At 71.7% G+C, this 25,722-nt stretch carries 24 protein-coding genes and 1 pseudogene; 5 read left to right on the top strand and 20 right to left on the bottom strand.

All coding sequences use genetic code 11. The features are described 5' to 3' along the window. Positions 1 to 145: 145 nt before the first annotated feature. From HS109_09450 to HS109_09405, 10 genes are all read right to left on the bottom strand, one after another. Positions 146 to 745 (bottom strand): 2-hydroxychromene-2-carboxylate isomerase, encoded by a 600-nt coding sequence (locus HS109_09450; protein MBE7522596.1) that lies wholly within the window; start codon positions 743 to 745, stop codon positions 146 to 148. A gap of 143 nt (positions 746 to 888) precedes the next feature. Next, positions 889 to 2,151 carry a 6-phosphofructokinase gene (locus HS109_09445; GenBank protein ID MBE7522595.1) on the bottom strand — a complete coding sequence of 421 codons (1,263 nt, stop codon included), beginning with the start codon at positions 2,149 to 2,151 and terminating at the stop codon, positions 889 to 891. A gap of 51 nt (positions 2,152 to 2,202) precedes the next feature. Further along, positions 2,203 to 3,273 carry a glycosyltransferase gene (locus HS109_09440; protein MBE7522594.1) on the bottom strand — a complete coding sequence of 357 codons (1,071 nt, stop codon included), beginning with the start codon at positions 3,271 to 3,273 and terminating at the stop codon, positions 2,203 to 2,205. 31 nt (positions 3,274 to 3,304) lie between these two features. After that, positions 3,305 to 3,961 (bottom strand): adenylate kinase, encoded by a 657-nt coding sequence (gene adk, locus HS109_09435; protein MBE7522593.1) that lies wholly within the window; start codon positions 3,959 to 3,961, stop codon positions 3,305 to 3,307. A 141-nt stretch (positions 3,962 to 4,102) separates the two neighbouring features. Further along, positions 4,103 to 4,882, bottom strand: a complete 780-nt coding sequence (kdsB, locus tag HS109_09430) for a 3-deoxy-manno-octulosonate cytidylyltransferase (GenBank protein MBE7522592.1) — start codon at positions 4,880 to 4,882, stop codon at positions 4,103 to 4,105. A gap of 105 nt (positions 4,883 to 4,987) precedes the next feature. Next, entirely contained in the window at positions 4,988 to 5,182 is a 195-nt protein-coding gene (locus HS109_09425; protein ID MBE7522591.1) for a Trm112 family protein, read from the bottom strand. Continuing rightward, entirely contained in the window at positions 5,163 to 6,179 is a 1,017-nt protein-coding gene (locus tag HS109_09420; protein ID MBE7522590.1) for a tetraacyldisaccharide 4'-kinase, read from the bottom strand. Before HS109_09420 ends, HS109_09425 begins: the two co-directional genes overlap by 20 nt. A gap of 22 nt (positions 6,180 to 6,201) precedes the next feature. Further along, positions 6,202 to 6,627 (bottom strand): biopolymer transporter ExbD, encoded by a 426-nt coding sequence (locus tag HS109_09415; GenBank protein ID MBE7522589.1) that lies wholly within the window; start codon positions 6,625 to 6,627, stop codon positions 6,202 to 6,204. Between the two features lie 13 nt (positions 6,628 to 6,640). Next, the gene (locus tag HS109_09410) at positions 6,641 to 7,246 is read right to left on the bottom strand and encodes a MotA/TolQ/ExbB proton channel family protein (protein ID MBE7522588.1); all 606 of its coding nucleotides are present in this window, start codon (positions 7,244 to 7,246) and stop codon (positions 6,641 to 6,643) included. Positions 7,247 to 7,334: 88 nt separating this feature from the next. Further along, complete coding sequence (locus HS109_09405; protein ID MBE7522587.1) at positions 7,335 to 8,147, bottom strand: YihY family inner membrane protein; 813 nt, start codon at positions 8,145 to 8,147, stop codon at positions 7,335 to 7,337. A gap of 154 nt (positions 8,148 to 8,301) precedes the next feature. On the opposite strand from HS109_09405, the gene msrA reads away from it, so the two are divergent. Continuing rightward, on the top strand, positions 8,302 to 8,847 hold the full coding sequence (gene msrA, locus HS109_09400) for a peptide-methionine (S)-S-oxide reductase MsrA (GenBank protein ID MBE7522586.1): 546 nt from the start codon (positions 8,302 to 8,304) through the stop codon (positions 8,845 to 8,847). Positions 8,848 to 8,853: 6 nt separating this feature from the next. Here the strand turns inward: msrA and HS109_09395 are convergent, their stop codons facing one another. Together HS109_09395 and pdxH are read right to left on the bottom strand one after the other, a co-directional pair. After that, positions 8,854 to 10,008, bottom strand: a complete 1,155-nt coding sequence (locus HS109_09395) for an MFS transporter (protein MBE7522585.1) — start codon at positions 10,006 to 10,008, stop codon at positions 8,854 to 8,856. Beyond that, positions 10,005 to 10,649 carry a pyridoxamine 5'-phosphate oxidase gene (gene pdxH, locus HS109_09390; protein MBE7522584.1) on the bottom strand — a complete coding sequence of 215 codons (645 nt, stop codon included), beginning with the start codon at positions 10,647 to 10,649 and terminating at the stop codon, positions 10,005 to 10,007. The genes HS109_09395 and pdxH overlap by 4 nt, the downstream gene beginning before the upstream one ends. A gap of 462 nt (positions 10,650 to 11,111) precedes the next feature. Between pdxH and HS109_09385 the strand changes: the two genes are divergently transcribed. Next, the gene (locus tag HS109_09385; protein MBE7522583.1) at positions 11,112 to 11,510 is read left to right on the top strand and encodes a hypothetical protein; all 399 of its coding nucleotides are present in this window, start codon (positions 11,112 to 11,114) and stop codon (positions 11,508 to 11,510) included. Positions 11,511 to 11,662: 152 nt separating this feature from the next. Here the strand turns inward: HS109_09385 and HS109_09380 are convergent, their stop codons facing one another. From HS109_09380 to HS109_09370, 3 genes are all read right to left on the bottom strand, one after another. Continuing rightward, on the bottom strand, positions 11,663 to 12,370 hold the full coding sequence (locus HS109_09380) for a hypothetical protein (protein ID MBE7522582.1): 708 nt from the start codon (positions 12,368 to 12,370) through the stop codon (positions 11,663 to 11,665). 123 nt (positions 12,371 to 12,493) lie between these two features. Beyond that, the gene (gene htpX / locus HS109_09375; GenBank protein MBE7522581.1) at positions 12,494 to 13,369 is read right to left on the bottom strand and encodes a protease HtpX; all 876 of its coding nucleotides are present in this window, start codon (positions 13,367 to 13,369) and stop codon (positions 12,494 to 12,496) included. A 332-nt stretch (positions 13,370 to 13,701) separates the two neighbouring features. After that, the gene (locus HS109_09370) at positions 13,702 to 15,546 is read right to left on the bottom strand and encodes a glutamine--tRNA ligase/YqeY domain fusion protein (GenBank protein ID MBE7522580.1); all 1,845 of its coding nucleotides are present in this window, start codon (positions 15,544 to 15,546) and stop codon (positions 13,702 to 13,704) included. A gap of 431 nt (positions 15,547 to 15,977) precedes the next feature. Between HS109_09370 and HS109_09365 the strand changes: the two genes are divergently transcribed. Next, the gene (locus tag HS109_09365) at positions 15,978 to 17,333 is read left to right on the top strand and encodes an exodeoxyribonuclease VII large subunit (GenBank protein ID MBE7522579.1); all 1,356 of its coding nucleotides are present in this window, start codon (positions 15,978 to 15,980) and stop codon (positions 17,331 to 17,333) included. Positions 17,334 to 17,437: 104 nt separating this feature from the next. Here HS109_09365 and aroC read toward each other — a convergent pair whose 3' ends face one another. Beyond that, positions 17,438 to 18,601 (bottom strand): chorismate synthase, encoded by a 1,164-nt coding sequence (gene aroC, locus HS109_09360; GenBank protein ID MBE7522578.1) that lies wholly within the window; start codon positions 18,599 to 18,601, stop codon positions 17,438 to 17,440. 6 nt (positions 18,602 to 18,607) lie between these two features. Between aroC and HS109_09355 the strand changes: the two are divergent. After that, positions 18,608 to 19,197, top strand: a pseudogene (locus HS109_09355) (hypothetical protein). Here the strand turns inward: HS109_09355 and HS109_09350 are convergent. Genes HS109_09350 through HS109_09340 form a run of 3 tightly spaced genes read right to left on the bottom strand, consistent with a single transcriptional unit; the run spans position 19,107 to position 24,220 of the window. Next, positions 19,107 to 21,944 (bottom strand): DUF2339 domain-containing protein, encoded by a 2,838-nt coding sequence (locus HS109_09350; protein MBE7522577.1) that lies wholly within the window; start codon positions 21,942 to 21,944, stop codon positions 19,107 to 19,109. The pseudogene HS109_09355 and the gene HS109_09350 overlap by 91 nt on opposite strands. A 22-nt stretch (positions 21,945 to 21,966) precedes the next feature. After that, positions 21,967 to 23,874, bottom strand: coding sequence for an MFS transporter (locus tag HS109_09345; GenBank protein MBE7522576.1), 1,908 nt, complete (start codon positions 23,872 to 23,874; stop codon positions 21,967 to 21,969). 34 nt (positions 23,875 to 23,908) lie between these two features. Next, on the bottom strand, positions 23,909 to 24,220 hold the full coding sequence (locus tag HS109_09340) for a helix-turn-helix transcriptional regulator (protein ID MBE7522575.1): 312 nt from the start codon (positions 24,218 to 24,220) through the stop codon (positions 23,909 to 23,911). 144 nt (positions 24,221 to 24,364) lie between these two features. Here HS109_09340 and HS109_09335 point away from each other — a divergent pair, with 144 nt between their 5' ends. Next, the gene (locus HS109_09335) at positions 24,365 to 25,159 is read left to right on the top strand and encodes a thymidylate synthase (protein ID MBE7522574.1); all 795 of its coding nucleotides are present in this window, start codon (positions 24,365 to 24,367) and stop codon (positions 25,157 to 25,159) included. Between the two features lie 183 nt (positions 25,160 to 25,342). On the opposite strand, the gene HS109_09330 is transcribed toward HS109_09335, so the two are convergent. Then, the gene (locus tag HS109_09330) at positions 25,343 to 25,495 is read right to left on the bottom strand and encodes a hypothetical protein (protein MBE7522573.1); all 153 of its coding nucleotides are present in this window, start codon (positions 25,493 to 25,495) and stop codon (positions 25,343 to 25,345) included. Positions 25,496 to 25,722 lie beyond the last annotated feature (227 nt).

Below are 25,722 nucleotides of genomic sequence, written 5' to 3'. Positions count from 1 at the left end.
AAACGTGAGCGGTGGCCGGGCGGAAGCGCGCGTCTGCGCCCGTCGCCCGCGCGCGCCCGGGACACGCCGATGCGCGCACCCCGGAATCCGCGGATTCCCCGTCCCGGACCGGCTTCTCGATCGCGCCGGCCGCGGGCCAAACACGCTATTTTGCCAGAGCGCGGGCCAGGAAGTCCAACCGGTCCTGCCCCCAGAACGGTTCGCCCCGGTAGACGTACCAGGGGGAGCCGAACACCCGGGCCTCGATCGCCCGCTCGGTGTTGGCATCGAACTTCGCCTGGATCCCGGGACTTTGCGCCAGTGCCGCGAGTGCGGTTGCATCGAGACCGGCACGCCGCGCGATCCCGCCCAGCGCGGCCGGATCAGCGGTGTCCGCCTCCTCGGCCCAGCGTGCGCGCATCACGCCGCCGGCCATCGCGAGCCCGGCGTCGATCCCCTGTTCCAGCGCCGCCAGCACCCACCGTGCGCCGACATCCGCCGGTGCGGCCAGGTATTTCGGCTCCAGGTGGATCGGGATGCCGAGGTACTCGCTCCAGCGCCGGAGTTCGACCAGCCGGTACTCCTGCCGCTGCGGCGCGCGCTTGGCGAGCGGCAAGCCGCCCGAGACCGGGAAGACCCGGGCGAGATCCACCGGAACGAGGTCGATCGACGCGCCGTGCGCCGCCGCGAGCGCGACGAAGCGTTCGTGCCCGAGGTAGGCCCAGGGCGAATTGGTCGCGAGGTAGTAGTCGATGGCACGGGACATGCGATGCGACTCCTTTCGTGTCGTCGATCACCGGCGCATCGCGCGGGTGACGGGTCTCCGACGGGTCAGGCGCAGCCGCAGGGCCGGCCTTCGTCCGTCGTACGCGGTCCCCGCGGGAACGAAACCGCGCACCCGGGCCCGCGTCACACCTTGAACCCGCCCGCGAGTTTCCTCGCGACCGGCGCGTTCTTCAATCGCACGTAGCGCGGCAGGCCGTCCCTGAACGGCGGCGGCGCCTCGCCCCGGATGAGCGGCGCGAGGTAGGCGCGCGCCTTCGCCGTGATGCCGTAGCCGTCCTTCGAGATGAAGTCGCGCGGCAGTTTCTTCTCGACGTTCGCGACCGCGGTGAGCGGCGCCTCGACGATCTTCCAGCGGTACGGCCGGTCGGACACGCGCGCGATCGCCGGCATCACCGCGTTCTTCCCCGCGAGCGCGTACTCGACCGCGGCGCGGCCGACCGCGTAGCTCTGGTCGAGGTCGGTCTTCGACGCCAGGTGGCGCGCCGCGCGCTGCAGGTAGTCGGCGACCGCCCAGTGGAACTTGTAGCCGAGCTTCTCCTTCACGCGCGCGGCGATGAGCGGACCGACGCCGCCCAGTTGCGCATGGCCGAACGCGTCCTTCGTGCCCGCCTCGGCGAGGAGCCGCCCGCCCGCGTCGGCGAGGCCCTCCGACACGCCGATGCAGCAGTAACCGTGCTCCTTCGTGTTCGCGTCGACGGCGGCGAGGAACGCCGCCTCGTCGTAGGGGATCTCGGGAAACAGGAGCACGAGCGGAATCGGCGTCTCGTCGTCGCCGGCCATCCCGACGGCGGAGGTGATCCAGCCCGCGTGGCGCCCCATCACCTCGAGCACGAAGACCTTGGTCGAGGTCTTCGCCATCGACGCGACGTCGAACGCGGCCTCGCGCATCGACGTCGCGACGTACTTCGCGACCGAGCCGAAGCCCGGGCAGTTGTCGGTGACCGCGAGGTCGTTGTCGACCGTCTTCGGCACGTGGATCGCCTGCAGCGGATAGCCGAGCGAGCCCGCGATCTGCGAGACCTTGAGGCAGGTGTCGGCCGAGTCGTTGCCGCCGTTGTAGAAGAAGAAGCCGATGTCGTGCGCGCGGAACACCTCGATCAGGCGCTCGTACTGCGCGCGCGACTCGTCGAGGCTCTTCAGCTTGTAGCGGCAGGAGCCGAACGCGCCCGACGGCGTGTGCTTGAGCGCGCGGATCGACGCCGCCGGTTCCTTCGACGTGTCGATCAGGTCCTCGGTCAGCGCGCCGATGATCCCGTTGCGGCCGGCGTAGACCTTGCCGATCTTCGTGCGGTGCCTGCGCGCGGTCTCGATGACGCCCGCGGCGGAGGCGTTGATCACGGCGGTGACGCCGCCGGACTGGGCATAGAAGGCGTTGCGCTTGGGCATGACGTCAGGACTTCCCGGGGATCGGCGCCCGCGACAGGCGATCCGGCGATTCTAGCGCGCGTCCCCCGCCTCCTTCGCGAGGCGCGCGAGCCAAGCGCGCGCTCCCCTCTGGTCGGGCGCGAGTTCGAGCGCGCGCTCGAAGCAGCGTCGCGCCGCCCGCGGCATCGACGCTCCGGCGCAGGCGATGCCGCTGTTGAACCACAGATTCGGGTCGTCAGGCCGGGCGCGCACCGCCCGCTCCATCAGCATGGCGGCCTCGCGCGCGTCGCCGGCGCGGGCGCGCAGCATCGCCTGCAGGTTCAGGATGTCGGGATCCTCGGCCGCATCGGCGGCGAGCGCACGAAGCGTCGCCTCGGCGCCGGCGATGTCGTTCGCGCCCGCCTGCGCGCTCGCGCGCGCCATGCCCTCGGCGAAGCGCGCCGCATGCCGCTCGCGGACCGCGGCCCACTTGTCGAGCACGTAGCGACGCTGGCGTTGGTACTTGTCGGCGTCGAAGTTGCCGGCGCCGCCGCCGCCCGAGGTGCCGGTGTCCGCATGCCAGCGGAACGAGGTGCGCTCGACGTAGGCAAAGCGCGTCCGCTCGCAGAGCTGGAGCACGAAGTCCCAGTCGTCGTGGATGTCGAGCGCGCCGTCGTAGCGGATGCCGGTGTCGAGCAGGGAGCGACGGTAGAGGAGCGCCGAATGGTGGATGTACGACTTCTCGAAGAGCGCGAGGCGGTGGAACGGGCGGCCGACCTTCGTGAACAGTTCGCCCGCTTCGGCGACCTCGAAGCCCGAGTAGGCCGCACCGGCGAGCGGATCGGCGTCGAGCGCGGCGGCGAGCGCGGACAGGTGGCCGGCGAGGAACTCATCGTCGTGGTCGAGCATCGTGACGTACTCGCCGCTCGCGGCTTCGATGCCCGCGTTCGCCGCCGCCGGACGCATGAGCGGGCCGTCGCGCACGACGACTGCGAGTCGGAACGGATAGGCGGACGCGTCGATCGGCCGGTGCGACGGTCCGCACGCGGCGACCAGCACGACCTCGATCGCCGGATGGTCCTGCAGCGCCACCGACGCGAGCGCGCGCGGCAGCGTCGGCGGATCCATGCTCCGCACGACGACGCTGATCAGGGGAGCGCTCACGGGATCGGCGCCGCCGGAGCGCCCGCGCGGATCAGGACGCGAGCGCCGCGAAGCAGGCGTCGCGGATCTCCTCGACGCCGCCCATGCCGTCCACCTTCCGGTAGCGCGGCGCGCGCGGATCTCCGGTCGCGGCCCAGCGCGCGTAGAACGCCAGCAGCGGCCTGGTCTGCGCGTGGTAGACGTCGAGGCGCTTGCGCACCGTCTCCTCGCGGTCGTCGTCGCGCTGGATCAGCGCCTCGCCGGTCGCGTCGTCGCGGCCGGCGACCTTCGGCGGATTGAACCGGACGTGGTAGGTGCGGCCCGACGCGAGGTGGACGCGCCGCCCGCCCATGCGCTCCACGATGGCCGCGTCGGGCACGTCGATCTCGAGCACGACCTCGATCGCGACGCCCGCGCCGCGCATCGCCTCCGCCTGCGGAATCGTGCGCGGGAAGCCGTCGAACAGGTAGCCGTTCGCGCAGTCCGGCGCGCGCAGGCGCTCGAGCACGAGTCCGACGATGATGTCGTCGGACACGAGTCCACCCGCGTCCATCACCTGCTTCGCCGCGACGCCGAGCGAGGTCCCCGCCTTCACCGCGGCGCGCAGCATGTCGCCGGTCGAGATCTGCGGGATGGCGTACCGCTCCTTGATGAAGGCGGCCTGGGTTCCCTTGCCGGCACCCGGCGGTCCGAGCAGGATCAGTCTCATGGTCGTGGCGTCGGGAGGAAGGCCGGCGTTCGCGCGGAATCCCGTATCGCGCGGCCGCGTCGATTGTCTCCGCAACCGGCGCGGACGGTCAATCGCCAGCGGGACCACGATCCCGCCGACGTGGTCGGGCGAAGGTCCGGCTCAGCCCGGCGCGCGAACGGGGCCGGCACCCGCGTAGATCGCGCGCACGCGCTCGAGGTCTTCGGGCGTGTCGACACCGGGTGCCGGCGTGCCGTCGGTCACGTCGACGATGATCCGGTGCCCGTGCCACAGCGCGCGCAACTGCTCGAGCGCTTCGAAGCGCTCGATCGGCGCGGGCGGCAGCGTCGGATAGCGCTGGAGGAACGCGACGCGGTACGCGTAGAGGCCGTAGTGGCGGAAGATCGGCAGGCCCGGAGGCAGGCTCGCGCGATCGGCGGCGAACGCGTCGCGCGCCCAGGGGATCGTCGCGCGGCTGAAGTACAGCGCGTAGCCGTGCGCGTCGCGCACCACCTTCACCACGTTCGGGTTGAACGCCTCGGACGGGTCGTCGATCGCATGGCACGCGGTGGCGATCGACGCGTCGCCGTGACGCGCGAGCAGGCGCGCCATGCGCTCGATCAGCGCGGGCGCGAGCAGCGGTTCGTCGCCCTGCACGTTGACGACGATCGCTTCGGCCGGCAGTTCGAGCAGGGCGGCAGCTTCCGCGAGCCGGTCGGTGCCGGTCGGGTGGTCGGCGCGCGTCAGCAGCGCCTCGACGCCGTGCGCCTCGCAGGCGCGCTTCACGCGTTCGTCGTCGGTCGCGACGACCACGCGCGCGGCACCGCTCGCGCGCGCGCGCTCCGCGACGCGCACCACCATCGGACGTCCGGCGATGTCGGCGAGCGGCTTGCCGGGCAGCCGGGTCGACGCGTAGCGCGCCGGGATCAGGACCGTGAACACGCCGCGCTCGAGCCTTCGATGCGGCGTACCGCGCGGCAGGAACCGGAGCCGGTCCCACGATCGACACGCGCCGTCACGCCGGCGGCGACGCGTGCGGGCTCGGCGTCACGCTTCACGGAGCTTCTCGATCTCCTCCGGGGTGAGCCTGCGCGCCTCGTCCTCGAGCATCACCGGGATGCCGTCGCGGATCGGATAGGCGAGCCCGGCGGATCTCGAGACGAGTTCCTGCTTCGTCCGATCGAAGACGAGCGGGCCCTTGGTCACTGGGCAAACGAGGATGTCAAGCAGCTTGGCGTCCACGGAGGATCTCCTCGATGCGGTCGACGAGCGAGGGGTCGATGCGCGCCCGGATGTCGAGCGCCCAACATCGCGGGTCGGCGAATCGCATGCATTTTACCGCGTCCTTCGCGGTCATCAGGATCGCCTGCGCCCCCGGCAGTTCGAGGTCGGCGGCGGAGAACCGGTGGTGGTCGGGAAAGGCGCGGGTCCGCGCGGCGACGCCGAGCGCGGCGACGAGCGCGAAGAAGCGCGCCGGGTGCGCGGTGCCCGCGATCGCCCACGCCGCCTCCGGCCGGAACGAGGCCGCCGGCTCCGTGCGCGTGGGATCGGCCAGGTTGCGCCAGCCCAGGGGCTCGTGCGCCATCAGGCTCTCGCGCGCATCGCCGGTGGCGCGCCACGCCGCCGCATCGACCAGCCGCACGACCGCGTCGACCTCGGCGAGCCGCGACGCCGGCTCGCGCAGCGGGCCCGCGGGCAGCATGCGGCCGTTTCCGAAGCCACGCGACGCGTCGATGGCCACGATCTCCACGTCGCGCGCGAGCGCGAGGTGCTGCAACCCGTCGTCGGCGACCACGACATCGCAGGATGGCTCGCGCGCGAGCAGCAGCCGCGCGGCGTCGGCCCGCCGGGCGCCGACCGCGACCGGACGGCCGCTCGCCGCGAGGAGCAGCGGTTCATCGCCGACGTCGACCGGATCGTCGCCGGCGGACACCATCCGCGGCTCGCTCCCCTCGCGGCCGTGGCCGCGACTCACGAGGCCCGGATGCCAGCCGCGATCGGCGAGCGCCTCGGCGATGGCGATCGAGAGCGGTGTCTTGCCCGATCCGCCCGCCGTCAGGTTGCCGACCACGACGACCGGGACCGGCAGGCGCTCCGCGCGCAGCGCCCCCGATGCATAGAGTCCGCGCCGCACCGCCACCACGATGCGGTAGACGGCAGCCAACGGAGAGAGCGCGAGCGCGAGCGGCGTCGCGCGCGGGGCGTACCAGGACGACACGACGCGGTCGGCGAACGCCATCGCGTCGCGGCCGGCGGGCCCGCTACTTGCGCGCGCCGGCGGACTGCGTCGCGAACGTGATGTGCACGAGCCCGGCCTGCCGCGCGGCTTCCATCACGTTGATCACCGACTGGTGGGTCGCGGACGCGTCGGCGCTGATGACGATCACCGGTTCCTTCGCGCCGCCCGCCGCCCGCTTCAGCTCGTCCGCCAGCGCGGCGGCGTTGGTCCAGGTGAACAGCGTCTTGTCGATCAGGTAGCGCCCCTGTCCGTCGATGCCGACGTTGATCTCGCGGGGCCGCTCCTTCACCGGGTTGGCGTCGGCCTCGGGCAAGGTGATCTGGAGCTCGGCGAAGCGCTGGTAGGTCGTCGTCACCATCAGGAAGATCAGGATGACGAGCAGCACGTCGATCAACGGGATGAAGTTGATCTCCGGGTCCTCGCGCTCGAGGCGCTTGCGCAGGTTCATCGGCGCTCCCGCGTCACGCACGCTCGCCGTGCGCGAGGTCGACGAGCTTGGTCGCCTGCTGTTCCATCTCGATCACCAGCGCGTCGACCTTCGCGCGGAAGTGGCGGTAGAAGATCATGGTCGGGATCGCGAGCGCGATGCCGAACGCGGTGTTGTAGAGCGCGATCGAGATGCCGTGCGCGAGCTGGATCGGGTTGTTCCCGGTCGGTCCCTGCGAACCGAAGATCTCGATCATGCCGACCACGGTGCCGAACAGGCCCATCAGCGGCGCCATCGCGGCGATGGTGCCGAGCGAGGTCAGGAAGCGGTCCAGTTCGTGGACCACGACGCGCCCGACCTCCTCGATCGCCTCCTTCATCACCGGCCGCGGGCTCTTGACGTTGGCGAGCCCGGCCGCGAGCAGGCGGCCGAGCGGCGAACTGCGCGCGGTCTTCGCGAGCAGTTCGGGCGTCGCGCCGGTCTGGCGGAATTCGAGCAGCACCTGGTCGACGAGGCCGGGCGGCGCGACGACGCGCTGGCGAAGGCTGTAGATGCGCTCGAAGATCAGCGCGAGCGCGATGACGGATGCCGCGAGCAGCGGCCAGATGGGCCAGCCGGCCGCCTGGATCAACGACCACACGTTGCGATTCTCCCGGGAGCGAGGTCGGGCGGACTGTAGCTTCCGGCGCCCGTTTCGGCAAGGCGAACGCTCCGGCGGCTTCCGGAGTTCACCGGAAGGCTCCCCGGGGGCTTCCCGGCGTCAACGCCGCGACCACCGCGGCGCCGACGAGCACGACGTACCAGCACACGTAGACCCAGAGCATGAAGAGCGGCAGCACCGCGAGCGCGCCGTAGACCTGCCGGTGGGTCGGCACGTTCACGACGTACCAGGCGAACACCGCCTTCGCGACTTCGATGCCCGCGGCCGCGAGCACGCCGCCGACGATGGCATGGCGCCAGCGCACGTCGCAGTAGGGCACGATCCGGTAGGCGAGCGTGAACGCCACGGCGCCGATCGCGCCGGGCAGCCACGAACTCGCCGTCCGCACGACCGACGCGTCGACCGGCACCACGTCGAACGACTGCGCGACGAGCCAGGTCGTGGCCGACACCGACAGTCCGGCCGCGATCGGCCCCAGCGTCACGCCCAGCACGATCGTGGCGACGCGGCGCGCGAACGGGCGGCGGCGTCTGACGCCGAAGATCGCGTTGAACTCCCGCTCGATCGTCGCGACGAGGAGCGCCGCGGTCACCGCGATGAAGGTGACCGTCAGCGCCTGCAGCCGCGACGCCTGCTCCGCGAAGCCGACGATCGCGTTGCGCACCACGCCCTGCGCCCCGCCCGGCGCGAAGGCGGCCAGCACCCAGCCTTCGAGGGCGGACAGCGCATCGCGGAACACCGGGAACTGCGCGACGACCGCGAAGGTCACCGTCGCGACCGGAACGAGCGCGAGCAGTGTCGTGAACGCGAGGCTCGCGGCCGTGGAGGAGACGCCGACGCCCTGCAGGCGCGAGACGATGCGGCGGAGGAAGGCGATCATGGCGGGCGTCGCGACCGGGTCGGGTCGTTCCGCGCATTATCGCGCGGCCGATCCCGCGCGCGGTCGCCGCGACCGCGTCCGGCCCCGCGTTCACCCGCGACGTGCCGCCTTCGAGCCGGCGGGCGTAGCATGGCCGCATCGTCAGGAGGAAGCGATGAACCCAACGGATCCCGAGATCGCCGTGCTCGGCGGCGGATGCTTCTGGTGCCTCGACGCCGTGTTCCGCGAGCTCGCGGGCGTCGCGCGCGTCGAGTCGGGCTACGCGGGGGGCGCCACCGCGAATCCGGGCTACGAGGAGGTGTGCAGCGGACGCACCGGACACGCCGAGGTCGTGCGCGTGACCTTCGACCCGTCGGCGCTCGCGTTCCGCGACCTCCTGGGCGTGTTCTTCGCGATCCACGACCCGACGACGAAGGATCGACAGGGCCCCGACGTCGGCACGCAGTACCGTTCGGTGATCTTCGCGCAGTCGCCCGGACAGCGGCGCATCGCCGAGGAGGTGGTGCGCGAACTCGACGCGAGGAAGCTCTGGCCGGGGCCGATCGTGACCGAGATCGCCGGCGCCGCGACGTTCTGGCCGGCCGAGGTCTACCACCAGGACTACTTCGCGCAGAACCCGCGGCAGCCGTACTGCATGGGCGTCGTCGCGCCGAAAGTCGCGAAGTTCCGCAAGCAGTTCATCGAGCGCCTGAAGCGGTAGCCGGCGTTACGCTCCCCGTCGGGCGACGACGCTGCCGCCCAGGAGCAGCGCGCCGATGCCCCAGAACACCGGAAAGAGCCCGAGCGTCGAACCGATCGCGCCGAACGCGAGCGGCACCGCGACCGCCGAGGTCTGCACGAGCGACATGCGCAGACCCGCCGCTTCGCCCATGCGGCCGGGCGGCGCCCGCGCGGCCAGCAGCGCCATCACCATCGGCTGCCCGCTGCCCAGACCCAGCCCGAGCGTGAACGACAGCGCCGCGAGCGTCGGCGCCCCGGTCGCGAACGGGAATCCGGCGTAGGCGGCCGCCGCGACGAACAGCGCCCCGGCGAGCACGCTCGTCTCCGAGACCCGTGACGCTACCCAGGGCATCGCGAAGCGCACCACGAAGGTCGCGAGGCCGAACAACGCGATCACCGAGCCGATCTCGCTCGCCGACAGCCCGATGTTCGCGCCGACGATCGGCAGGAACACCGTGTGGAGATCCCAGCCGATCGCGAACAGCGCGTTGATCGCGAGAATGCGGCGCATCGCCGGCCGGCGCACGAGGTCGAACGCGCCGTGCCGATGCGCGTGGACGTCGTGCGCGATCGGCCCGGGGAGCGCGAGGCGCTTCGACGCGAGGATCGCGAGCGGCCCGATCGGAATCAGCGCGAGCAGCGCGAACGTCGCCCGGAATCCCATGTGGTCGATCGCGAATCCGGCGACGAGCGGACCCAGCATGCCCGACACCGAATAGGCGAGCGCCACGAGCGCGAAGCGCTTCGCGCGCTTGGCGGGTTCGCCGAGTTCGCCGGTCACGTGCTGCAGCGCCACCTGGAACACGATCGACGAGAACCCGACCAGCGTCGCGGCGACGTACAGCGCCGGGTACCCGGGGACGAGCGCCGGAAGCACGGTCGCGACGACGAGCCCGATGCAGCCGGCGATCATCGGCACGCGGCAGTTGAAGCGGTCGGAGAAGCGGCCGACCCACAGGCCGAGCAGCATCGGCAGCAGCGCGAACAGCGCCATCAGCGTGCCCACCGTCGCCGGAGTAGCGCCGTGCGCGAGCGCCTCGAGCGACACCGCGACGCGCGCGCCCGCGAGCACCGTGTGGTTCGCGATGCCGAGCGCGATGAGCGCCGCGAAGAGCCGTCGTCGCTCGCGCGCGCCGCTCACGGCGCGAGGCGCACGCGCGCCCAGCGGTCGCCCTCCCGCCGATACGCGATGCGGTCGTGCAGGCGCGAGGCCCGTCCCTGCCAGAACTCGAAGCCGGAGGGCAGCACGCAGTAGCCGCCCCAGTGCGCCGGTCGCGGCACGCGCTCGGCATCCTCGGCGAGGAAGCGCCGGTCCGCGTCCTCGAACGCGCGCACGAGCCAATCACGGTCGGGAATCGCGTCGCTCTGCGGGGACGCCCAGGCGCCGACGCGCGAGAGGCGCGGACGGCTCGCGAAATACGTATCGGCCTCGTCGTCCGGCACGCGCTCGATCGCGCCTTCGATGCGCACCTGCCGCTCGAGGTCGATCCAGTGGAAGAGAAGCGCCGCGTACGGGCGGTGCTCGAGTTCGCGGCCCTTGCGCGAGCGGAGGTTGGTGAAGAACGTGAAACCGCGCCCGCTCACGCCCTTCAGCAGAACGATGCGCGCGGACGGACGGCCGTCCGCGCCGACGGTCGCGAGCGTCATCGCATTGGTTTCGGGGAGCTTCGCGGCGCGCGCGTCGCCGAACCAGCGCGCGAACTGCCGGAACGGGTCGGGGTCGACGTCGGACGCGTCGAGCGACGCGCGCAGGTACTCTTGCCGGAGGCTCGCGAGATCCATCGTGGGCCGGCGCCGTCCCGAGCGAACGCGTGGCACCGGAGCGGATGTGCGCCCGATGTCGACGCTCGATTCCATGCGACGGCGACCCGCGGATTCTAGCACCGCGACGCATCGGCCTCCCCGGACGGCGTTCGACGCCGGGCGCAGCCGTGCCGACACCTCCACCGGGCTCGTCGCGATCCGCTGCGCCCGCGGTACGCCCCGGGCATCGGCGGCCGCGCGACCCGCGTCGGCGCCGAGGCGCGTCTTCGTTCCGCCACTCCGGCGGAGCGCCGTCGCCCCACGGCGCGTTGTGCGCGCGCCACCACCGCGGCGAAGCGTGATTCTCCCTATGAAAAACCCGCTTGCGCCCAGCGAAAATGCGGTATAGTCGCCGCCGATGGAGCGGGGTTCCCATGACAGGAGGGCCGCTTCAGTGTGATCGGCACCGTCCGCTCGCCCACGATGACAGGAAGGAGAACCATGGCTACTGCCAAGAAAGCCGCGAAGAAAGCCGCCAAGAAGCCCGCCGCCAGGAAGCCCGCCAAGAAGGCCCCGGCGAAGAAAGCTCCCGCGAAGAAAGCTCCCGTGAAGAAGGCGCCGGCCAGGAAGGCCAAGAAGGCTGGCGCGAAGCGCAAGCCGAACGCCGCGTTCATGAAGGCGATGACGCCGTCCGCGTCGCTCGCCGCGATCGTCGGCAATGCCTCGCTGCCGCGCACCGAGGTCACGAAGAAAGTGTGGGACTACATCAAGAAGAACAAGCTCCAGGACGCCGTCAACCGGCGCATGATCAACGCCGACGAGAAGCTGAAGGCGGTCCTGGGCAAGGCGAAGGTCACGATGTTCGAGATGACCAAGCTCATCTCGAATCACCTGAAGTAAGGCACCCTCTCCAGTCGCCCGAATCGACGGCCGGCGCAGGCGGATCGCTCCGCATGCGCCGGCCGTCGTCTTTCCGGGATCCACGCGCGGGGCGCGGGACGGGCGGACGATCCGCGAAGCCGCGGATCGCCTCGCCCGGGTCGCCGGGGCGCTCAGCCGGTGAGCCTTCCGCGCTCCTTGCCGGTATTGCAGATCTTGTCGATGTCGACGTCGATCGTCTTGTTCTGCTCCTTGGCCTTGGGTTCGAGCGCCTTGCGCGTCGATTCCATCAAGGTCTTGCACTCGGAGACGGTCTTGATCGCCCGGACCTTCTCGCGATAGGCGGCCAACTCTTCTTTGGTCTGGAAGCTCGAGAACGCCCGCTGCATCCCGCCGCCGTGCGGCCGCGGCTTCGCGCCACCGCCGCTTCCTCCCGTGGAAGCATTCGTCCCGCGGGCCGCGTTCGAGGAAGCGGAAGGCGACTGACCCGGCAGGATCGGCGTCGCGTCGGGGTTCGCGGGCATGAAGTTTCCGCCGCGTCGTCCGCGCTTGGGTTGGTCGGGTGGCAGCGGGTTGCCGTTGCTGTCGTAGCGCAGCGGAGGCGGCGTCGTCGGCGTGAGGCCGGGGGGATTGGCTCGCTGGCCGGGCGCGCCCGGCTGCGCCTCCGGCGACCCGGCGCCTGCCCCGAGGGCGGGCGTCGCCGTGGTGGCCGGAGCGCCTGCCGCGGCGGGCGGCAGGTTCTGCGCGAGCACGGCGCAGGGCGCCGCGAAGGCCACGGCCAGGAGCGCGATGCTGATCGTTGGATGAGACACGGACACTACTCCCCGCTTGACGATGGACGACTGACCGTTAGGGGGCGCACGAGTTCCACGCTCGCCCACGATCCGAGATCCGCCCATTCTACCGATACCCCGACGGCGAGGGCGCCGGAACCCTTCGGGCGGTCGTCGATCGGCGGTGCCCGAACGCCCGCTTCGGCGGATTGGCCTCTCGGCCCCCGCCGGTCAGGCAGCGCGACCCTGCAGCGCGGCGATGCGCGTCTCGATCGGCGGGTGCGTCGAGAAGAGCGCCGCCCAGCCCGGCTTGTCGGTGATCCCCGAGGCCTGCATCGACTGCGGCAGCGCGCCCGGCTCGAGGCCGCCGAGGCGCTTCAGCGCGTTGACCATCGGCATCGGCGTGCCGAGGTACTTCGCGGCGCCCGCGTCGGCGCGGAACTCGCGCTGGCGCGAGAACCACGCGACGACGATCGACGCGAGGATGCCGAACACGATCTGGCACACGATCACGGTGATGAAGTAGCCGGGCCCGGTACCGCGCTCGGTCTTGAAGATCGCGCGGTCGACGATCGTGCCGACGATGCGCGACAGGAACACGACGAAGGTGTTCACCACGCCCTGGATCAGCGTGAGCGTGACCATGTCGCCGTTCGCGACGTGCGCGACCTCGTGGCCGAGCACCGCCTCGACTTCCTCCTTGTTCATCGATTGCAGGAGCCCGGTCGAAACCGCGACCAGCGCGGAATTCTTGAACGCGCCGGTCGCGAACGCGTTGGGCTCCCCTTCGTAGATCGCGACCTCCGGCATCCCGATGCCGGCGGTGGCGGCGAGCTTGCGCACCGTCTCGACGAGCCAGGCCTCCGCCTGGTTCTGCGGCGTGTCGATCACGCGCGCGCCGGTCGACCACTTGGCCATCGACTTCGACATGAGGAGCGAGATGATCGCGCCGGTGAATCCGACGACCGCGGAGAACGCGAGCAGGCCGCCGTAGTCGAGGCCGGTCTGCGAATGCATCGCGCGGTCGAGGCCGAACAGGCGCAGCACGATCGACAGCACCACCAGGACGGCGATGTTGGTGACGAGGAAGAGCACGATGCGTTTCATGGTGCGTCCACAGGTGGGGGTCGGTGGAGGGGTTGCAAGTCTAGCAGCAGGAGTCAGGAGTCAGGAGTCAGAGGACAGGGGACAGAGGTGGCAGTGTCTACGGTGGCGGCGCATTGAGCGCCGTTGCGGGGTTCTCATGGGGCGGGCCTGGGGCAGACAGGCACATCGACCATCGCGACCGACCGGGGGCTGCGCTACGAGGATCAACCGCGGCCGGTCGGGCGGAACCCCGGCTTGCCCGGACCCCGCATCGGCGCTCAATGCGCCGCCCCCGTAGACACCGCCGCGCCTGTCAACTGTCAACTGTCAACTGACCCCTGAACGCGTCCGCCTTACCGCGCCGGACCGGAGGCCTTGCCCCAGGAGTCGCGCAGCGTGACGGCCCGGTTGAAGACCGGCCGGCCCGGCGCGTGGTCGGCGAGGTCGGCGACGAAGTAGCCGTGCCGCTCGAACTGGAACCGCTCCTCGCGGCCGGCGGTCGCGAGCGCGGGCTCGACGAGCGCGCGGATCACGCGCTTCGAGTCCGGATTGAGGTCGTCCCGGTAGTCGCGCTCGGCGGCTTCCGCATCGGCATCGTCGTCGCCCGCGACCGCGATCGCATGCACCGGTGCCGGCTCGTCGGTGGCGCCGCTTCGTCCGAACGGATGGCGCGCCCCCGGGAAGGGCACCTTGAACAGGCGGTCGTACAGGCGGACCTCGGCTTCGACCGCGTCGTCGACCGCGAGCCAGTGGATGTTGCCCTTCACCTTGCGCGATTCGGCGCCGGGCGTGCCGCTCCGGGTGTCCGGATCGTAGGTGCAGTGGACGACCACCGGGTTGCCGGACGCGTCCTTCTCGACGCCGGTGCAGCGCACGACGAACGCGTAACGCAGCCGGACCTCGGCTCCCGGCGTGAGCCGGAAGTAGCCCTTCGGCGGGGACTCGGCGAAATCGTCGCGCTCGATCCACAACTCGCGGCCGAAGCGCCGCTCACGCTGCCCGAGTTCCGGCTTCTGCGGGTGGTTCGGCGCGAGGCAGGTCTCGAAGGCGCCGTCCGGGAAGTTGTCGATCACGAGCTTCAGCGGATCGAGCACCGCGATGCGGCGCTCCGCGCTCTCGTTCAGATCGTCGCGCATCGCCTGCTCGAGGAGACTCATGTCGATCCACGAGTCGGATTTCGAGACGCCGATGCGCTCCGCGAACAGCTTGAAGCCGCCCGGCGTGAAGCCCCTCCGTCGGGCGCCGACGAGCGTCGGCATTCGCGGGTCGTCCCAGCCGTCGACGTGACCGCCGTCGACGAGCTGGATCAGCCTGCGCTTCGAGAGGACGACGTAGGTGAGGTTGAGCCGCGCGAACTCGTACTGCTGCGGCAACGGCCGCTCGAGCAGCCCGCCGTCGGCGAGCTTGCCGATGACCCAGTCGTAGAGCGGACGATGGTCCTGGAACTCGAGCGTGCAGATCGAATGCGTGATGCGTTCGAGCGCGTCGCTGATCGCGTGCGTGTAGTCGTAGAGCGGGTAGATGCACCACCGGTCGCCGGTGCGGTGGTGCGGCGCGTGGCGGATCCGGTAGATCGCCGGGTCCCGGAGGTTGACGTTCGGGCTCGCCATGTCGATCTTCAGGCGCAGCACGTGCGCGCCGTCCGGGAACTCGCCCGCGCGCATGCGGCGCAGCAGGTCGAGGTTCTCGGAGGGCGTGCGCGACCGGTAGGGGCTCTCGCGGCCGGGCTCGGTCAGCGTGCCGCGGCTCCTCCGCATCTCGTCGGCCGACTGGCTGTCGACGTAGGCTTCGCCCTGCTCGACGAACCACTCGGCGAACGCGTACAGGCGGTCGTAGTAGTCCGACGCGTGGTAGCGGTGCGAGCCCCAGTCGTAGCCCAGCCAGCGCACCGCGTCGGCGATCGAATCCTCGTACTCGACGTCCTCCTTCAACGGATTGGTGTCGTCGAAACGCAGGTGGCAGGTGCCGCCGTTCTCGACGGCGAGCCCGAAGTTGAGCGCGATCGACTTCGCGTGGCCGTAGTGCAGGTAGCCGTTGGGCTCGGGCGGGAAGCGGGTGACGACGCGCCCGCCGTACTTGCCCGAGCGCTGGTCCTGCGCGATCTGTGCGCGCAGGAAGTTGGGCGCGGCCGACGTGCCGTCGCGCACCGCCGTTGCGGCGGTTGCAGGGGGATGTCCGGTTCGGATCGACTTGTCCATGAACAATCCGGCTTCGACGATCATTCTAACCGGCGCCCGCACCCCCCCGGCGCGCCGCGCGTACGGGGTGCCCGAGGGACCGCCTCGGAATCGCGCGCCGGACAACGCGTTCGGGCGTGCGCGCGCGAACGCCCGCATCGCGTTGTCCACAAATCCTGTGGATACCGGTGTGCATATCTTGTACATTCGCGCGCTAAGTACCGCCGCCGATTGCGAAACATCTGCGATGCCCAAAGATGCGCCGCAGGAAAGCCCCGGCGCGTCAATGGGTTGCGCTGCGCGTCCGGCGGAGCGTCCTCGCGGTCTTCCACCCGAGGCATGCGCGATGACATGATCGCCCTGTCGATGCGGCGACCTGGCGTCGTCCTGGACATTTCATCACGCGCGAACATGGTGCGCCCCGAGTTCCTCCACCTGCCGTCGCTTCCGACATGACGCTTCCCCGTTCCGGGCCATCCGGGACCTCGGCGATCCCGGTGGGACGCTTCGTTGCAGCCGCGCGACTCGCCATCGAACGCACCCTCGGCCTCGCCTGGGTGAGCGGCGAGGTGTCGGGGTTCCTGCGTGCCGCCTCGGGCCATTGCTACTTCACGCTCAAGGACGCGCAAGCGCAGGTCCGATGCGTGCTCTGGCGCCAGAAGGCCCAGCTCCTCGACCTGCGCCTCGCCGACGGCATGGCGGTCGAGGTGCGCGCGACGCCGACCCTCTACGAGGCGCGCGGCGACTTCCAGCTCGTCGTCGATGCCGTCAGGCTCGCCGGCCGCGGCACGCTGCACGAGCAGTTCGAGCGGCTCAAGGCGAAGCTCGAGGCCGCCGGATGGTTCGCCGCGGGCCGCAAGCGCGCGCTGCCGCCGTTTCCGCGGGCGGTCGGCCTCGTCACCTCGCCGCAGGGCGCCGCGCTGCACGACATGCTCACGACGTTCGCGGCGCGCTGGCCCGCACTGCGCATCGTGCTCTATCCGTCGCCGGTCCAGGGCGACGGCGCCGCCGAGCGCATCGCGGAGGCGATCCGCACCGCGAACGCGCGCGCCGAGGTCGATCTCCTGATCGTCGGACGCGGCGGCGGATCGATCGAGGATCTGTGGGCGTTCAACGAGGAGAGCGTCGCGCGTGCGGTGTTCGAGTCGCGGCTGCCGGTCGTCTCCGCGGTCGGCCACGAGACCGACTTCACGATCTGCGACTTCGTGGCGGACCTGCGCGCGCCCACGCCGACCGGCGCCGCCGCGATCGTCGCGCCCGACGGCGAGGCGATCGCCCTCGCCGTGGGAGGTCTCGCGGGCCGCCTCGCGCGCGCCGGCCGCCACGCGCTGTCGGCGCGCTCGCAGCGCGTCGACCTCGCCGCGCGCGGCCTCGTGCATCCGCGCTCGCGCCTCGATGCGCAGCGCGAGCGCCTGGCCGAACTCGCTGCCCGCCTCGCGGGCGCGGCGCGGCGCGTGCACGCCGCCTCCGCCTCGCTCGCCGAGGGCGCCGCGTTGCGTCTGTCGCGCGAGTTCGGGCGACCGTTGCCGCAGCGCCAGGCGCTCGCCTCGATGACCGAGCGCTGGCAGCGCTCCGGTCGGGCCTGGCGCGACACCGCGGCGAGCCGGGTCGGAGCGCTCGCGCAGAGCCTCGCGCACCTCAATCCGTCGGCCGTGCTCGAACGCGGCTACGCGATCGTCACCGCGTCCGACGGTCGCGTCGTGCAGGACGCGGCGACGCTCTCGCGCGGCGAACGCATCGACATCGCGCTCGCGCGCGGGGGCGCGCGGGCGGTGGTGGACGACACCAGGAGCTCGGACGCGAACTAGCCGCAGGTCGGAGCGGCGCGGGCCGCGGGATGCGTCCGGACGGTCCCGGCCGTCGCGTTGCGGATCCGCGCCACCGCTCGCGGCGCCGACGTCGCGGGGATGCGCTACGCCTCGTCGGGCTCGGGGTCGTCGACGCTCGCCGCAGCGCGCAGCTTCGCGATCGCCTCCGCGGGCGCCTGCGCGGCGATGCGCGGCGTCGAGGTGACGACGTCGGCGCACTGCGCCCGGTGGCGCAGCGCGTGGTCGATCAGCACGAGCGCGAGCATCGCCTCGGCGATCGGCGTCGCGCGGATGCCGACGCAGGGATCGTGGCGGCCGTGCGTGTTCACGACGACCGGGCGACCCGCCTTGTCGATCGAGTGGCGGTCGAGACGGATCGACGAGGTCGGCTTGACCGCGATCGTGACGACGACGTCCTGGCCGGTCGAGATGCCGCCCAGGATCCCGCCGGCGTGGTTGGTCGCGAAGCCCTCGGGCGTCATCTCGTCGGAGTGCTCGGTGCCCTTCTGCCCGACCGACGCGAAGCCCGCGCCGATCTCGACGCCCTTCACCGCGTTGATGCCCATCATCGCCGAAGCGAGGTCGGCGTCGAGCCTGCCGTAGACCGGCTCGCCCCAGCCGACCGGAACGCCGCTCGCGACCACGCGCACCTTCGCGCCGCACGAGTCGCCCGAGGCGCGCAGGCGGTCCATCGCCGCCTCGAGTTCGCCGATCATCGACGCGTTCGCCGCGAAGAACGGGTTGCGGTCGACATGCTCGTAACCTTCGAACGGGATCGCGCGTTCCCCGATCTGGACGATCGAGCCGCGCACCGTCACGCCGTGCCGCTCCGCGAGCCACTTGCGCGCGATCGCCCCCGCGGCGACGCGCACCGCGGTCTCGCGCGCCGACGCCCGACCGCCGCCGCGGTGGTCGCGTATGCCGTACTTCTGCCAATAGGTGTAGTCGGCGTGGCCGGGACGAAACGTCTGCGCGATCGACGCGTAGTCGCCGCTGCGCGCGTCCTGGTTGCGGATGAGGAGCGCGATCGGCGTTCCGGTCGTTCGGCCCTCGAACACGCCGGAGAGGATCTCGACCGTGTCGGGCTCGCGCCGCTGCGTGACATGACGCGACGTGCCGGGCCGGCGGCGGTCGAGGTCGTGCTGGATCGCCGCCGCGTCGAGTTCGAGTCCGGGCGGGCAGCCGTCGACCACGCAGCCGATCGCCGGGCCGTGCGATTCGCCGAACGACGTGACGCGAAACAGGTGGCCGAACGTGTTGCCCGACATGGAGAAATGCTAGCACGCGCGCACGCCGGTTCCGCGTGCGCCGGTTACGCGGTGCCCGGTCCGGAGTCGAGTTCGCCGCGCACGAACATCGCCCCGCCGCGCCGCGTCGTCGTGCTCACCGGCGCCGGCGTGTCGGCGGAGTCGGGCGTGCCGACCTTTCGCGACGCGCAGACCGGGCTGTGGGCCCGATTCGATCCGCGCGAACTCGCGACACCCTCGGCGTTCGCGCGGCATCCCGAGCTCGTGTGGGACTGGTACGCCGAACGCCGCGCTGCACGGACTGCGGCGCGTTCCTGCGTCCCGACGTCGTGTGGTTCGAGGAGGCGTTGCCGGCGGAAGCGCTCGCGCGCGCCGAGGACGAAGCGCGGCGGGCCGACCTGATGATCGTCGCCGGCACCTCCGCCGAGGTCTACCCGGCCGCGGCGCTGCCGCGGAGCGCGAAGGCGGCGGGCGCGGTCGTGGTCGAGGTGAATCCGCGCCTGACTCCGCTCTCCTCGATCGCCGATCACGTCCTGCGCGCGCCGTCCGCCTCGGCGTTGCCGGCACTCGTTTCCGCGGCCTGGCCGGTCGGGGCGGACGGTGGCGGCGCGAAATAGCCGATCGCGAGCACCATCGCGCCGACGCCGAGGAACGCCGCGATGCGCGGCAGGCCGGAGAGCGCGGCGAGGTCGACGACGAAGAGTTTCACGACCACCGCGGCCAGGAGCGCCGCCCCGGTCAGCCAGCGTGCGCGCGACGCCTTGCGCGACGCCCACACCATCAGCACGAGCGCGGTCGCGGTCCATGCGAGCGTGATCGCGGCCTGGACCGGCTTCGACGCCATCAGCGACGACAGCCTCCAGGGCACCCCGCCCCACTGATGGGCGACGCGCAGGATGAAGCCGTTCCCCGCGATGAAGAACGCCGCGCCGAGCGCGTGCTCGCGCGCCGGCGCGGACATGCCGGAGTGGTCGCGGGCCCAGAGCGCCGCGACGACGAGTGCCGCCGCGAACGTCAGGTCGAGCGGGTTCCCGAGCGGCAGCCACGGAAGGGGCGCGGGATTGCCCGGCGAGACGATGTTCGTGCCCACGAACCACACCGCGAGCGCGCATGCGACCACGGTGCCGGCGTCGCGCAGGTACGCGCCGGGGAAGCGCGCGGCCGGCCAACGCGTCGCGAACGGCGCACGAAGCGTCCCGGCGAGCATCGCGATGCCCGGGAGCGCGGCCGCGCACGCGATCCACGCCGTTCCGGACGGCGTCCACCGGCCGGTCCACTCGCTCGCCTCCCACGCGGCCCAGGCGACGAGCGCGACCATGGAGGCCGCGTGAGCAATGGCGAGCCACGACGGGGGCGCCTCGTCGCGCGGATCGCGCAGGTGGAGCGCGACCCAGTGCAGCGCCCAGGCGGCCGGCCACACGAGGAAGCCCGGCCAGGCGAGCGTCGTGCGCGCATCGTGGAACTGCGAGAGGAAGGCGAGCACGATCGCGGGCGCGAGCGCCGCGCCGAACCACGCGAGGCGCGGCCAGTCGATCGCGCGCGCCAGCGCGAGCGCGGCCGCGACGCTCGCGACCACCCAGGCGAGCGCGGCGTTGCCCGGTCCGGGCCCGAGCCAGCCGGGGCGCGCACGGACCACGTCGGTGACGCCGGCGACGAGCCACCAGGCGATGCCCCACGCGACCAGGACGGCGGTGAACGAGCGCTCCCCCGCGTCGAGCACCGCGCGGTGGCGGTCCGCCGACCACCCGCTGGCGAGAGCGGCGACGCCGATCATCGCAGCGCCGAGGAAGGTCGCGTTCGCGAACACCGGCATCGCCCCCTGCGGCCATCCGCCCAGCACGAACGCCGCCGCCGCGCCGGCTTGCAGGACCAGTGCGAACACACGCGCGCGGCGCTGGTCCTGCGCGCAGCCGAGCCAGTACACGCCGGCGGCCTCCAGTGCCCACCACGCGGAGGTCCAGCGCGCGTCGAACGCGAACGGGATCGCGATCGTCGCGAACACGACGGCGAGCGCGAGGAACGACCGGGCGAGCAGCCGGAGTCCCGGCTCCGCCCGCGGGCGCAGCAGCGTGAACAGGACGGCGTAGACCGCCGCATACGCCACCGCGGCCCAGGCGGCTCCGTAGCGCAGGTCGGACACGAGCCCGGCCTGCAGCGCGAACGCCGCGACCGGCACGCCGAACACGATCAGCGCATCGACCGGCTTGCGATCCTCGAGCGGCGCGCGCCGCGCGTAGAGGATCGCCACGCCGAGATAGAACGCGACGTACAGCGCGAGGAACGGCTGCACCACCGCGAAGTGCGCCGGCGTGTAGTAGCGAGAGCCCCAGACGATCCCGAGCACGAAGGTGAACACCGCACCGAGCGCGTTGAGCGCACGCCACGCGCGATGCCAGGCGAGCGCGAAGACGGCCGCGTTCAGCACGGCGAACCACCCGAACAGCGCCGCGGGGGCTCCGGCTTCGCGCGCCACGAGGAACGGGGCGAGGAAGCCGCCGGCGATCGCGAGCGCGGCGAGCGCCTGCGAGTCGGTGCGCCAGGCGAGCGCCACGGTGAGCGCGGCGACCGCCACCAGGGCGAGGAGCGCCGGGACCGGCGGCAGCACGTCGAACACCCGCGATGCGGCGAACGTCGTGAGGTACAGGATGCCCGCGCCCGCGCCTTCGAGCGACAGCGCGTAGCCGGGGCGGCCGGCCGCGAGCTTCGCGCCCAACGCGATCAGCGCGGCTCCGGCGCCCGCGACGAGCGCGAGCGCGACTTCCACCGACAGCGTCAACTGGTCGGCGAACCACGAGAGCAGGAAGGCGACGCCGAAGAACAGGATGACGACGCCGACGCGCGTCATCGTGTTGCCTTCGGTGAACCAGGTCCACGCGCTGCGCCGCGCCGCGACGGGCGTTGCGGCCGGCGTCGCGCACACGCCTTCGACCACCGCGCCCGGCACGGGCGAAGTCGGAGCGGCGCCGTAGGCGGGCCGCGGCGGCGGCGCCGCCATCGAGTCCGCTTCCGCGATCCGGCCGTCGTCCGTGGCGGCGGCGGCGGTGATCGCAATCCCGGCGCCGCGCACTTCCGCTTCCGGGATCTCCGAATTCGCGTCGGCAGGCGGCGCCGGTTCCCGCGGCGCGAGCACGGGGCGCGCGCCGGTGACCGCGGCTTCGATCGCGTCCATCCGGCGCTCGAGACGCGCGAGCCTCTGCATGAGTTCGAGCGGCGCACCCGCCGTGCCGCCGGGAGGCTTGCGCCGGCGGTCGAGCTCGATGCCGACCCCGAGCCCGAGCGCGATGAGCGCGACCGAAGCGAGGAACTCCGGGTCGAGGACCCATGCGATCGCGCATCCTGCCGCGAATCCGATCCACTTGAACATCGCCGTCCTCCGGGTCGCGCCTTCAGCGCTCGTTGCCGCGCAGCGCCGCGATCTCGTCGCGCAACCGCGCGGGCGTGGCCTCCTGCGCGGCGATCGGCGCACCCACGACGAGTCCGATGCGCGCGAACGCGCGGAAGCGCTTCGCCTTCGCGGCCTTCGCGCGCGACCAATAGCTGCCCCACAGCCCGCGCAGCGCCATCGGCACCACCGGCGCGGGACAGCGCTGCAGGATCTCCGAGAGGCCCGGCCGGAACACGCCGATCTCGCCGTCGGGCGTGAGTTGTCCCTCGGGGAAGATGCCGAGCACCTCGCCCCGGGCGAGCACCGCGGCCGCCTCGGCGAATCCCCGCTCCTTCATCGCCGCGTCCTCCTTCGCCGGGGCGATCGGGATCGCGCCCATGTTGCGGAACACGAACGACAGCACCGGGATCGCGAAAATGCGGTGGTCCATGACGAAGCGCACCGGGCGCACGACGCAGCCCGCGACGGCGACGGCGTCGACGTAGCTCACGTGGTTGCACACGACGACGCAGGGTCCCGACTCCGGAATGCGCTCGAGGCCGCGAGCGCGCACCCGGTAGACGAGGTTGATCAGGACCCAGGCGAGGAAGCGCATCAGGAACTCGGGCACCAGCCGGAAGATGAACAGCGCGACCGCCGCGTTCATGAGTCCGGTGACGAGGAACAGGTCGGGGATCGAGAGCCCGGCCTTCAGCAGCGCGATGGCGAGGGCCGCGGCCGCGACGATGAACAGCGCGTTCAGGATGTTGTTCGCCGCGATGATGCGCGACCGATGGGTCGGCGCGCTGCGTTCCTGGATCAGCGCGTACAGCGGCACGATGTAGAACCCGCCGAACACGCCGATCGCGACGAGGTCGAACGCCACGCGCCAGTGCGCGGGCTCACCGAGGAACGCGCCGAATCCGGCGATCGCGCCGGCCGTGAGGCCCCGGCTCGCGAACCACAGGTCGATCGCGAAGAGCGTGAGGCCGATCGAGCCGAAGGGCACGAGGCCGAGTTCGACGCGGTGCCGCGACATCTTCTCGCACAGCAGCGAGCCGGTTCCGATCCCCACCGAGAACAGCGCGAGCAGGACGGTGACGACCGTCTCGTTGCCGCCCAGGTGGTCGCGCGAGTAGCCGGCGAACTGGGCGAGGAACACCGCGCCGTAGAACCAGAACCACGAGATGCCCATCATCGCGAGCCACACGACGCGGTTGCGCGCGGCGAAGCGCAGGTTGCGCCAGGTTTCGGTAAACGGATTCCAGCCGAACGCGAGCGCCGGGTCGACGGCCGGCGTGTCGGGGATCCTCCGGCTCGTCCACCAGCCGGCGACCGCGACCGCCAGCGCCAGCGCACCGGCGAGGAGCGGTCCGTGCGGCTCGACCCCGACGACGAGCCCGCCCGCGATCGTGCCGACGAGGATCGCGACGAAGGTCCCCATCTCGACCATCCCGTTGCCGCCGACCAGTTCCTCCGGCGCGAGCTTCTGCGGAAGGATCGCGTACTTGACCGGCCCGAACAGCGTCGAGTGCACCCCGAGGAGCGCGAGCGCGGCGAACAGCAGCACGAGATCGCGCAGCCAGAAGCCCGCAAGCCCGACCAGCATGATCGCGATCTCGAAGAGCTTGATCGCGCGGATCAGCCGCGACTTCTCGAACTTGTCGGCGAGCTGCCCGCCGGTGGCCGAGAGGAGCATGAACGGTGCGATGAACACGGCGCCCGCGAGATTCACCAGCGTGTTCGGGTCCATCGAGGTCATCGACGCCGCGTGGAACGCCACGAAGATCACCAGCGCGTTCTTGTACACGTTGTCGTTCGCGGCGCCGAGGAACTGGGTCCAGAAGAACGGCGCGAAACGCCGCTGGCGCAGCAGGTCGAACTGGCTGGAGGGGCGCCGGGGCGCGGCGGGCGGGTTGGCGGCGGGCATGTCGGTCCTCGCGGGCGCGGCGGCGTCGAAGGTCTCAGTGGTTCGCGCGGAGATAGTCTTCGACGGCGTCGAGCGCCGAGCGCACCGGCGCCGGGTCGGGCCAGTACCAGACCTCGCGGCCGACCTTCTCGGAGCGCAGCACGCCGGCCTCGCGCAGGACGCGCAGGTGGTGCGCGACGGCGGTGCGCGACAGCGTGGACGCCGCGACGATCTCGGCGATCGACAGCCGCTCGCCGCGCTCGAACATGAGCAGGATGCGCTGGCGGTGCGGATCGCCGAGCGCGGTGAACACGCGGGCGACCGGGGACCAGGCGCGCGGCAGCGCGCGGCGGTAGGTGGAGCGCATCGAGGGGTGCCCCTAAATGCCTACATGACTAGTCATATAGGCACAAGAAGCTACTCCGCGCGGGCGCCACGGTCAAGCCCCGCCGACGGACGGCCCGCGCGGAGGGCGCGTCGGGGCTCCGATACAATCGGCACGAGTCCCACGATGCAGCCCTACCTCGACCTGCTCCGGCACGTGCGCGACCACGGCGCGCGCAAGGCCGACCGCACCGGGACCGGCACGCTGTCGGTGTTCGGCCACCAGATGCGCTTCGACCTCGCGCGCGGTTTTCCGGTCGTCACGACCAAGCGCGTGCACCTGAAGTCGGTGATCGTCGAGCTGTTGTGGTTCCTGCGCGGCGAGTCGAACGTCGGCTACCTGCGCGAACACGGCGTGACGATCTGGGACGAATGGGCCGACGCGAACGGCGAACTCGGCCCGGTGTACGGCGTGCAATGGCGCTCGTGGCCCGCGCCCGACGGCTCGCGCATCGACCAGATCGCAGGGCTCCTCGCCGAACTGAGGCGCAATCCCGATTCGCGGCGGCTCATCGTGTCGGCCTGGAACGTGGCCGAGATTCCGCGGATGGCGCTGCCGCCCTGCCACGCGTTCTTCCAGTTCCACGTGGCGGAGGGCCGCCTGTCATGCCAGCTCTACCAGCGCAGCGCCGACCTCTTCCTCGGCGTGCCGTTCAACATCGCGAGCTACGCGCTGCTGACCCACATGGTCGCGCAACAGTGCGACCTCGCGGTCGGCGACTTCGTCTGGACCGGGGGCGATTGCCACCTGTACCTGAACCACCTCGCCCAGGTCGAGGAGCAGCTCGCGCGGGCCCCTTTTCCGCCGCCGCGGCTCGCGTTCCGCCGCAAGCCCGCTTCGCTCTTCGACTACACGCTCGACGACATCGAGGTCGTCGACTACCGCCACCATCCGGCGATCAAGGCGCCGGTGGCGGTCTGATGGGCGGTGCTCCCCTGATCGACCGGATACGCCAGCGGTCGGCCGCGTAAGTAGGCCTTCACTTCCAGGCCAGGCGCAAAAAGAAGCCCGCCGGGAGGAGTGGGCGGGCAAGGGGGATTCCGATAGAGGAAGCGACGGTGCCCCGCTTCCGGAGGGCGCGGCCTCGCGGCCGCCGAAGAACGGTCAGACGATGCTGCGTGCCGCCAAGACGCGCTCGGCGAGTTCCGCGAGCGCCTCGTCGTCGCCCGCCGTGCTCCGTTCGTCCTGGCGCGCGACGGCATCGTCGTCGGCATCGGCGAACCAGTGGCTCACGAACTCGGGCGAAAACGCATCCATGTCAAACTCCTGCGGCAGTCACCACAGGTCTAGCACGCACCGTGCCAGAACTCGACTGCGTAGACAACATGGCGTCATCTCCGCCCAAATCAACGCGATCGTTCATCTAACCGCACCAACCGCCCGAGCACGCGTCGGCGACCGTCCGGGCGAGTTGTCGCATCGGCACGACATCGCCGCGACGCGGCGATGCAAGCCATTGATTTCATGAGATTCTCCGCGTCGCC

The organism is Burkholderiales bacterium, from assembly GCA_015075645.1.
Taxonomy (GTDB): domain Bacteria; phylum Pseudomonadota; class Gammaproteobacteria; order Burkholderiales; family Casimicrobiaceae; genus VBCG01.
This window is presented reverse-complemented; position numbering and strand designations above follow the sequence as displayed.

Coding starts and splice junctions, on each gene's coding strand:
- HS109_09450 (MBE7522596.1), bottom strand. CDS start 745: ATGTCCCGTGCCATCGACTACTACCTCGCGACCAATTCGCCCTGGGCC.
- HS109_09445 (MBE7522595.1), bottom strand. CDS start 2,151: ATGCCCAAGCGCAACGCCTTCTATGCCCAGTCCGGCGGCGTCACCGCC.
- adk (MBE7522593.1), bottom strand. CDS start 3,961: ATGAGACTGATCCTGCTCGGACCGCCGGGTGCCGGCAAGGGAACCCAG.
- HS109_09420 (MBE7522590.1), bottom strand. CDS start 6,179: ATGGCGTTCGCCGACCGCGTCGTGTCGTCCTGGTACGCCCCGCGCGCG.
- HS109_09415 (MBE7522589.1), bottom strand. CDS start 6,627: ATGAACCTGCGCAAGCGCCTCGAGCGCGAGGACCCGGAGATCAACTTC.
- HS109_09405 (MBE7522587.1), bottom strand. CDS start 8,147: ATGATCGCCTTCCTCCGCCGCATCGTCTCGCGCCTGCAGGGCGTCGGC.
- msrA (MBE7522586.1), top strand. CDS start 8,302: ATGAACCCAACGGATCCCGAGATCGCCGTGCTCGGCGGCGGATGCTTC.
- pdxH (MBE7522584.1), bottom strand. CDS start 10,649: ATGGATCTCGCGAGCCTCCGGCAAGAGTACCTGCGCGCGTCGCTCGAC.
- HS109_09385 (MBE7522583.1), top strand. CDS start 11,112: ATGGCTACTGCCAAGAAAGCCGCGAAGAAAGCCGCCAAGAAGCCCGCC.
- htpX (MBE7522581.1), bottom strand. CDS start 13,369: ATGAAACGCATCGTGCTCTTCCTCGTCACCAACATCGCCGTCCTGGTG.
- HS109_09370 (MBE7522580.1), bottom strand. CDS start 15,546: ATGGACAAGTCGATCCGAACCGGACATCCCCCTGCAACCGCCGCAACG.
- HS109_09365 (MBE7522579.1), top strand. CDS start 15,978: ATGACGCTTCCCCGTTCCGGGCCATCCGGGACCTCGGCGATCCCGGTG.
- aroC (MBE7522578.1), bottom strand. CDS start 18,601: ATGTCGGGCAACACGTTCGGCCACCTGTTTCGCGTCACGTCGTTCGGC.
- HS109_09350 (MBE7522577.1), bottom strand. CDS start 21,944: ATGTTCAAGTGGATCGGATTCGCGGCAGGATGCGCGATCGCATGGGTC.
- HS109_09345 (MBE7522576.1), bottom strand. CDS start 23,874: ATGCCCGCCGCCAACCCGCCCGCCGCGCCCCGGCGCCCCTCCAGCCAG.
- HS109_09340 (MBE7522575.1), bottom strand. CDS start 24,220: ATGCGCTCCACCTACCGCCGCGCGCTGCCGCGCGCCTGGTCCCCGGTC.
- HS109_09335 (MBE7522574.1), top strand. CDS start 24,365: ATGCAGCCCTACCTCGACCTGCTCCGGCACGTGCGCGACCACGGCGCG.
- HS109_09330 (MBE7522573.1), bottom strand. CDS start 25,495: ATGGATGCGTTTTCGCCCGAGTTCGTGAGCCACTGGTTCGCCGATGCC.